Below are 8309 nucleotides of genomic sequence, written 5' to 3' on the forward strand. Positions count from 1 at the left end.
ATCCAGCTGACAAGCGACCTCGAGAGTATTGGATTGAATTATTTAGCCAGGGAACCCATTGGATCCCAAGGAGCCAATACAATGGGCTCGCAGGTGTCGTAGACGGCACGCTCTTCGTCAGTGAGATAGGCCTTGTCTATGACTATCTGATAGACGTATTGGTCAAACCAATCGTCGGTGATCGTGTCGAAGCCGTTGCGGCCATGATCCTTGCCCCAGGAATTCTCCACCTTCCAAATCTCCGGATCGCCATGAGCATCAAGACGCACGCCTTCCAATACCATGGCGTGAGTCATGACGCTCTCTCCATAGTCAAGGCGCTCTTCTCGGTTGAGGCAGCCCTCCACCGCAAAGCCAAAGAGCTCGTCTACCTGCAGGGCCTCGCAACTCATCATGCCTTCGTCACGCAGGTAGCTCTGGGCGACGTCACAGCCAAACCATACAGGGCGGCCGTCTTTGAGCTGAGACACTGCCAGCTCCTTCAGGCGTTTCATAGGCAGGTTGAGATAGCGCACACCTCCGTCTTCGATGACGTTGCCGAGCCTGGAAACCGTGAAGGTGTGCATGAGGGGCTTATCGGCAGTTTCTGCATTGATGCAAGAGACGAGAGTGTCCACGTCCATCTGCACTACCTGGGCAAAGAAGCTTTGAGGGGTGTAGGTGCCTGAAAGCACGAGCTCGTTGTCTTTGGAGCGCAGGCGTACGTCGAACTCTTTGGGAGGCTCGCCAAGGCAGGTTTCCAAGAGGCTCCAAACGTCGCACATCATGGTTTGGCGAAGCTCGTTGAGCTCATTGGGCGTGGCGCCTTCAGAGGCAGCCCTACGAAGGCGCATGGCGCATCCGCGTACGTAGCGGGTAAGATAGGAGTCCATCTCAGAGGTGTTGCGCGAGCAGGCGGTCTCGGGCATGGCTTCCTTGGGTACAACGCCGTACTTCTTGACCAAGGAACGGAACATATCCCATTGGCCGCCGTCGCCGATGGGATCGGTGAGTAGAAAAGCCACCAGACGCCCGTCTAGAGGCTCTGAAGCCGTATCGATGATGTTATTTAAAAACCAGTTGGATTTTTCCAGCTTGTCAAAGAAAAGGGGATAGGCTTGGGAAAGCTCGAAGGTCTTGAGGTCCAAGCGTTCAATAATGCGCTGGCGCATGGTATTGAGGCTGGCAAACATCCAGCAACGGCCAGAACGTTGCTGGTCGCAGCGGTCACCCTGAACCAGATCGATATCGAAAGCCATAGCGTTGGCACCAACGCCCTCGGGCACACGCGCAGCAGCCCTCACTCCCACCGAGCTCACGGCATTTTTCGCCACGATATTGGCTCGTTCCTTAGAAAAGCGCTCCTGAGCGCGCTCGCAAAGCTCGCCAGTAACCGATGTATCCATTGCTCCTCCTGCGACTGTTTAGGTGTAGCGACTGTCTCTAGAGTACCATCACCACCTGGACCGTCTTTGCGTTTTGAGGGACAGCGCGGCGGGTCACGTGCATCCCACAGAGTCGAACGAAACCTTCAAAGCACGCTTCTCAGAAGCGTGTAGGATAGAGTTTCTAGTTGTCTGCCAATGCGTTGGTAATGCTGCAGACACCCTCATCGAACACTCTCGCTCCCAGCTGTCTGTCCAGCCACAGGAAGGGAAGCCATGGTCCCAGGTCCTCCTCTTAGCCTTGTCGAGCCGCCGGCTCATCTGGAGCTTGTGGCTCAAGGGGCCGCTGGTGATAGCGCTGCCGAGAAACCCGCCCATCTCTTTACCCTCCATCATAAATATTTGCCGCAGGTCCAAGAGGCCTATCAGGAAGCTGAGCGCACGCTCGCAGCGCTGCCTCAGCCTGTCGCAGGGCTCAAGGTAATCCAGGCGCTGGAAGAAGCAGGTTACAGCGCATGGATCGTTGGCGGATGGGTGCGAGACGGGCTTTTGGGCAGGCCTGGTCATGATGTGGATGTGGCAAGCTCAGCCCCTTGGCAAGAGGCGGCATCCCTCTTGCGGGATCGCGGCCTCGTTGTAATTCCCACAGGATCGGCTCATGGCACCATTACTGTCCTGGTAGACGGCATGCCAGTCGAGGTGACTACCTATCGAAGGGAGGGAGCCTATCTAGATGGCCGCCACCCCTCCCAAGTATCCTATGTCTCATCTATCGAGCAGGATCTCGCGAGACGGGATTTCACCATCAATGCCATGGCCTACCATCCCAATCGCGGCTTGCTGGATCTCTTTGGGGGTCTCGACGACCTCGCGCTGCGGCGAATTCGTGCCGTGGGAGATCCTCAAAAGCGCATGGAAGAAGATGCGTTGCGAGTCCTTCGAGCCGTACGGTTTGCTGCTCGCTATGGGTTTGCCATCGATCCTGCTACCCAGGCGGCGGTGAATCGAGGAGCCCAGCGGCTCTACCTGGTGAGTCGCGAGCGCGTAGGACAAGAGATGCGCGGCATTGTTGCCTCTGGCAGGGCTGGCTGGGCACTTCGGGAGCAGAAGGACGCGCTTTTCTCGGCAATCCCCGAGCTCGGACCCATGGCTGGATTTCCTCAGCAGACGCCCTACCACTCTTATGACGTGCTCGACCATGTGGCGCGTGTCTGCGATTTCACCTCTGTGTTTTGCGGCGGCATCCTAAGCGAGCGCTTGGGATGGGCATCGCTTTTGCACGACATCGCCAAGCCAGAATGTCTTACCTTTGATACCCGAGGCCAAGCTCATTTCTATGGCCATCCCGCCCATGGCCGCGATATTGCACAAACGGTGCTGCGCCGATTGGCCATTCCCAAAGACGTGACGATCCCTGCACTGGCGCTTATCCGCCTGCATGATAGGCCTGTAAAGCTGCAGAGGGCTTCTGTGCTCTCGATCCTTTCAGATTTGGATCGCTATGCCCCAGGACAGGCTCCGTGGCTTGTTCATGAGTTGATGATCATAAAACGCGCCGACGCCATGGCAAAAGCTCCTGCTTATAGATCTTATGCTATCGAAGTTGATGAGCTTGAGTCACTGGCTGGAACGCTCATTGCTGCAGGTGCGCCCTATCGTATTTCTGATTTGCCTATCTCTGGAAATGACATCATCCGCGAGCTGGCGCTTACTCCAGGGCCTTCGGTGGGATTGCTTTTGCAACGGCTTCTTAAGGAGGTGCAGTCGGGTTTTTTGCCTGCCGAGAAAAGCGCCCTGTTGGCTCGGCTCTACTCCCTTAATGGTTGCCATAATTAAGATGCACTCTTGATAACATATCTTTCACGAGGGTATATAACCGTTCGCCAATTATTTTCTGCACTCCACCGATTTGTATTTGAGGAGTAGAATGGGCCACGCAGGACTAGTTTGGCGCATATTCGTCACGCATTAAATCAGAGCGAGGATTTGCCAATGGGTCATCATGCCTATACGCTTCAAGAGCAACAACGTCTTGATCGCAATCGCGAAGCCATGATCTCTTTGGTGCGAGGCGATGGCAGACCCCAGCGCTTGGGCAATGAGCGCACTTTAGGCATCGAGCTTGAGCGCCTCATCTTGGATCCTGTCTCAGGACAGCGCGTTCCTTTTGAAGGGCCCTTGAGCATCAGCACGCTCCTGGCGCGCTGGGAGCGCTTTTTCGCGCCGGAATGCGCCCTCATTATCGACGACACCCTCTTTGGCTACGAAGGAATCGTCACGGTTGAGAACAAAGAGGTGGGCATCTCCATCACTTTGGAACCAGGCGCCCAACTCGAGGTGGCCGTGGGCCCCTCCAATTCGGTGAGCGATCTTTTGGGTGCCATTCTGGCCTTTGACGAGCAGTATGCCCAGCTCTGCCAAGATCTGGGGGTCGAATGGCAGCTGGTGGCCCTGGGGACCGATCCCTTTACCATCGATCCTCGCGAAGTGGCTCTGATCCCTAAAGAGCGCTATCGCCTCATGGATAAAACCCTTTCTCATACCGGGCGTTATGCGCGGGATATGATGCGTTGCTCGGCCTCTACTCAGATCTCTTTAGACTGCTCTGACGAGCAGAATATGGTTGCCGAATACAGGCTTGCCGTAGCCCTGGGCCCGCTGTTAGCCTTCCTGTGCGACAACGTGATTTCTTGGCGAGGCCTCAGTGTGGGCGACACTCCTCGCATGGTGCGCGCCCGCATTTGGGACCACATGGATCCTGCGCGCTGTGGCATCGTTCCCGGCACTTTTGACGAGGGCTTTGGGGCAGAAGCCTACGTGCAATGGCTTATGAGTGTCTGCCCTATCCTTTTCACTGACGACTCCGGTCTCACCATCCCCACTTGTTCTGCTACCGAAGCCGACATCATGGCCATGCGCGAGCTTTCTCAAGGCGAGCTCTTCCATCTGCTTTCCATGGTCTTTCCCACGGTACGCCTCAAGGGCTTCCTTGAGATTCGCACGCCAGACTCCATGCCTCCTCAGCTCGCGGCAGCCCTTGCCGCCTTCATCAAAGGCATCTTCTACAACGACAACGCATTCGCCAAGGCCAGCGAGCTCTTCCGTGACGTTACCGCGCAAAATGTCATGGATGCCCAGACAGAGCTCGAGGAGCATGGCTGGGATGCCAAGCTCTACGGCCTCCCTTGCACCACACTGGTGATGCGCTTGGTGCAGCTGGCAGAAAACGGCCTTCAAGATCAGGAAGAGCGCAACATCTTCCATGCCATCTCGAGCCTCTGGCTCTCCCATATGGTCCCCAAAGACCTTTACAAAGAGCAGTTTGTCATCTAGAGATCTTGGGCGGTCTCGATCCTTTTTTAGCCTTGCCGAGAATAACTCCCTCAAAGAAAGGGGAGTGTTTCTCGGCCCGAGGACGTCGGGAAAACTAACCGCGAATCATTAGACTTTGCCAATCAATTGCATAATGATTTTTACTCCCTTGAATCTGGGCATGAGTCCCCATATTCTTGAGTTGGTGCAAACCAGAGGAGAGGGGTTTTGATGGTCAAAAGATCGAGGATGACTTGTTGGAAAACGCTGTTGACCTGGGCTTTAGTGATGCTGTTTGCTTTTAGCGACCTGACTACGCCAGCTATAGCGCTCAATGCTTTGGTGCAGGCAGGCCCAGGCGAGCCCTCCACCGCCAATCCTGCTGCTCCTGATCCAAATCCAGAAAACCCGGGATCGCAAGATCCTAAAGACCCCGTAGACCCTCAAGATCCCGACGATAAAAAGGATCCCATCCCTGCGACGGTTGAACATCTCACAGCCCAGGTAACCCTCAAGAACCATGGGCTCACCCAAGGGCAATTCAGCTTTGTGCTCAAAGATGACAAAGGTCAAACTGTGGCTTCGGGCACAAACGATGCCTCGGGCAAGGTAGTGCTCAGCAGCTTTGAGATTGCTCAAGCAGGCACCTATACCTATGAGCTTTCCCAAACCGGCAAGGCTGCTTCTGGCTATACCCTTGATACTCAAAAGTTCACCGTAGTGCTCACCGTCTCCCTCTCAGAAGACAAGGCCTCCCTGGTTGCCAAGGTCACTTCTCCCTCTACGCCCATGACCTTTGCCAATAGCTATCTCGCTCCCAATCGTGGCTGGCAGGGGAGCGGCTCCTCGCGCACTTTCGTGCAAGACGATGGCTCCCTTATAAAAAGCTGCGTGGCGAAGATTGGTGACAACCATTACCTCTTCGATGGCTCTGGCAAGCTTGAGGCCAATGGATGGAAGACATTCCAAAACCGTCGCTACCATGCCACCGCTCAAGGAGAGCTTACCTCCGGCTGGTTCTTGGATGGCTCCTGGTACTACCTTGACCCTGCCGAGAATTGCGCCATGGCTACCGGGTGGAAAGTGGTAGACGGCGCCCATTACTACCTGGACATGTCAGGCCATATGCTTTCCAGCGGCTGGAAGTGGCTGGGAGGATCCTGGTATTACCTTCATGGCTCTGGAGCTGCGGCTACCGGCTGGCTTTTAAACGGCTCCTGGTACTACTTGGACCCTGCTTCTGCCGCCATGCGCACAGGCTGGCAAAAGATCGATAATGCCTGGTACTACTTGGACGGCTCGGGAGCCATGCGTGCCAACGGTTGGATGAGGCTGGGGAATACCTGGTATTACCTCTATGCCTCGGGGGCCATGGCCTCAGGTTGGCAATGGGTGGGAGGGGCCTGGTACTATCTGGGCGGCCCCGACGACGGCGCCATGAAGACAGGGTGGAACAAGGTACGTGGGACCTGGTATTACCTTACGGGTTCAGGAGCGATGGCTACGGGCTGGCGCTGGATAGGCAATGCTTGGTATTACTTGAACGGCTCCGGCTCCATGCTCTCTGGCTGGCAGTGGATAGGGGGCGCCTGGTACTACCTTGGAGGCGCCAACGATGGAGCTATGCGCGCCAACTGCTGGATAGACAATACCTACTGGGTAGGGCCATCTGGAGCTATGTCTGCCAACAGCTGGGTTGATGGAGGCCGCTACTATGTGGATGGCGCCGGTCGTTGGGTGCCCGGAGCGATGCCTACCACGGTGCAAGGGACTATGAGCCTTTGGGCCCAAGGCTATAGCAGCGCAACTCCCTGGCTTGCCATGGTCGACACTTCCGCTAACCGCGTGGGCATCTATCAGGGCTCTCAGGGACACTGGAACCAAGTGCGCTTTATGACCTGCAGCGCCGGCTCTCGTTACACTCCCACTGTCAAAGGACAGTTTACCGTGGGCAATAAAGGTTATTCCTTTGGTGAGAATAAGGGTTATAGCTGTTATTACTGGACCCAGTTCTACGATGGGTACCTCTTCCACTCGATTCTCTACAATCCCTGTACCCGCGTAGTGCAAGATGGGCGCCTGGGTCAAAACTTAAGCCATGGCTGTGTACGCCTCTCCATCGACGATGCCTATTGGGTGCAGCAAACGCTCCCTCGCGGCAGCAAGGTAGTTGTCTATTAGGAGTCAGAGCATTAAATCTTAGGTTGGATATACAGGACACTGCCTGCAGCTATATACAATACACGTCCCCAAAAAACAGGGCTGTCTCATAAAGGGCGGTCCTGTTTTACGTTACTATTGTAATGATTGCTTATAAGAACGATATGTTATTGTTGGAGGCCGCTCAGGATGACACGTAGAAGTCACCCAACTCCCATCAGCACACTTGCGATCTGCATGATTGTGGCAAGTCTTGTGATGGCGCCGGAGCCAATAGCATTGGCTGCAGGCCCTGATAAACCGTTAATAGATTCCACTTCCTCAGCGCAGGATGCTCAGCAGAGTTCCACCGTGTCGCAGGAGCCCTCCCCAGACTCCAGTGCTGAGGGTCAAGACCCCGATGCTCCGGTCAAACCCAGCGAGCCTACAAACCCTGATGAAGAGCAGGAGGATCCTGAAGAGCCCCAGCCTCCCGCCTACGACCCCATCTCCTACGAGGTGCCTGTCTCGGTTACTGTCAACAATGGAGGAACGCTACAAGAAGCAGATGTCACAGCCAAGCTCATAGATCAGGGCATCTGTGTAGGAGAGGCGGCCAATTCCACAGAGGGGACCATCGCGCTTCCTGCGCTCACCTTTGATGCCCCGGGGACTTATAGCTACAAGTTGGAGCTCACGGCTAAAGACCGGCCAGGATTCTCACTGGCAAAACCCAGCCTCACCTTGGATGTGACGGCGAAAGACGAGGATGGCGCCCTTCGAGTAGTCTCGCTCAGCTGCGACGGTTCGCCTGTGAGTGCTGTGAGGATTGACTGTGAGTGGAACGAGCCTGCTGGCACCTGGTCTTTAGATAGTCAGGGATGGCATTACACCACCTACGATGGCACGCGGGTAGCAAATGCCACGCATGTCATCGATGGCAGGGCCTATCGGTTTAATGCTCAAGGCACCATGGTTACCGGGTGGTTTTTGGATGGTGCTGTGTGGCGCTACTATGGAGGCCAGGGTACGGCTCACGATGGGGCTATGCGCAAGCATAGCTGGCTCTGGGACGGCGCCTGGTATTGGCTTGACGACAACGGCGCCATGGCTACCGGGTGGCACACTGTCGATGGCGCCCATTACTTTATGGACGGCTCTGGCCATATGCTTTCCAGCGGCTGGAAGTGGCTGGGAGGATCCTGGTATTACCTTCATGGCTCTGGAGCTGCGGCTACCGGCTGGCTTTTAAACGGCTCCTGGTACTACTTGGACCCTGCTTCTGCCGCCATGCGCACAGGCTGGCAAAAGATCGATAATGCCTGGTACTACTTGGACGGCTCGGGAGCCATGCGTGCCAACGGTTGGATGAGGCTGGGGAATACCTGGTATTACCTCTATGCCTCGGGGGCCATGGCCTCAGGTTGGCAATGGGTGGGAGGGGCCTGGTACTATCTGGGCGGCCCCGACGACGGCGCCATGAAGACAGGGTGG

At 55.9% G+C, this 8309-nt stretch carries 4 protein-coding genes and 1 pseudogene; 4 read left to right on the plus strand and 1 reads right to left on the minus strand.

The features are described from left to right. Positions 1 to 38 precede the first annotated feature (38 nt). Positions 39 to 1385, minus strand: coding sequence for a C1 family peptidase (locus tag E5334_RS06380; protein ID WP_136012740.1), 1347 nt, complete (start codon positions 1383 to 1385; stop codon positions 39 to 41). Between the two features lie 255 nt (positions 1386 to 1640). Here E5334_RS06380 and E5334_RS06385 point away from each other — a divergent pair, with 255 nt between their 5' ends. From E5334_RS06385 to E5334_RS06400, 4 genes and pseudogenes are all read left to right on the plus strand, one after another. Then, entirely contained in the window at positions 1641 to 3200 is a 1560-nt protein-coding gene (locus tag E5334_RS06385) for a CCA tRNA nucleotidyltransferase (protein ID WP_136012741.1), read from the plus strand. Between the two features lie 156 nt (positions 3201 to 3356). Further along, on the plus strand, positions 3357 to 4697 hold the full coding sequence (locus tag E5334_RS06390) for a glutamate-cysteine ligase family protein (RefSeq protein ID WP_136012742.1): 1341 nt from the start codon (positions 3357 to 3359) through the stop codon (positions 4695 to 4697). A 228-nt stretch (positions 4698 to 4925) separates the two neighbouring features. Beyond that, on the plus strand, positions 4926 to 6857 hold the full coding sequence (locus tag E5334_RS06395) for a L,D-transpeptidase family protein (RefSeq protein ID WP_167604328.1): 1932 nt from the start codon (positions 4926 to 4928) through the stop codon (positions 6855 to 6857). A 330-nt stretch (positions 6858 to 7187) separates the two neighbouring features. Beyond that, positions 7188 to 8309, plus strand: a pseudogene (locus E5334_RS06400) (N-acetylmuramoyl-L-alanine amidase family protein); the annotation flags it as partial.

It is taken from the genome of Muricaecibacterium torontonense (assembly GCF_004793925.1).
Classification (GTDB): domain Bacteria; phylum Actinomycetota; class Coriobacteriia; order Coriobacteriales; family Atopobiaceae; genus Leptogranulimonas; species Leptogranulimonas caecicola.

What these genes read in the sequence shown, in the direction of transcription:
- E5334_RS06380 (WP_136012740.1), bottom strand. Translation starts at nt 1,385, where the DNA reads ATGGATACATCGGTTACTGGCGAGCTTTGCGAGCGCGCTCAGGAGCGC.
- E5334_RS06385 (WP_136012741.1), top strand. Translation starts at nt 1,641, where the DNA reads ATGGTCCCAGGTCCTCCTCTTAGCCTTGTCGAGCCGCCGGCTCATCTG.
- E5334_RS06390 (WP_136012742.1), top strand. Translation starts at nt 3,357, where the DNA reads ATGGGTCATCATGCCTATACGCTTCAAGAGCAACAACGTCTTGATCGC.
- E5334_RS06395 (WP_167604328.1), top strand. Translation starts at nt 4,926, where the DNA reads ATGACTTGTTGGAAAACGCTGTTGACCTGGGCTTTAGTGATGCTGTTT.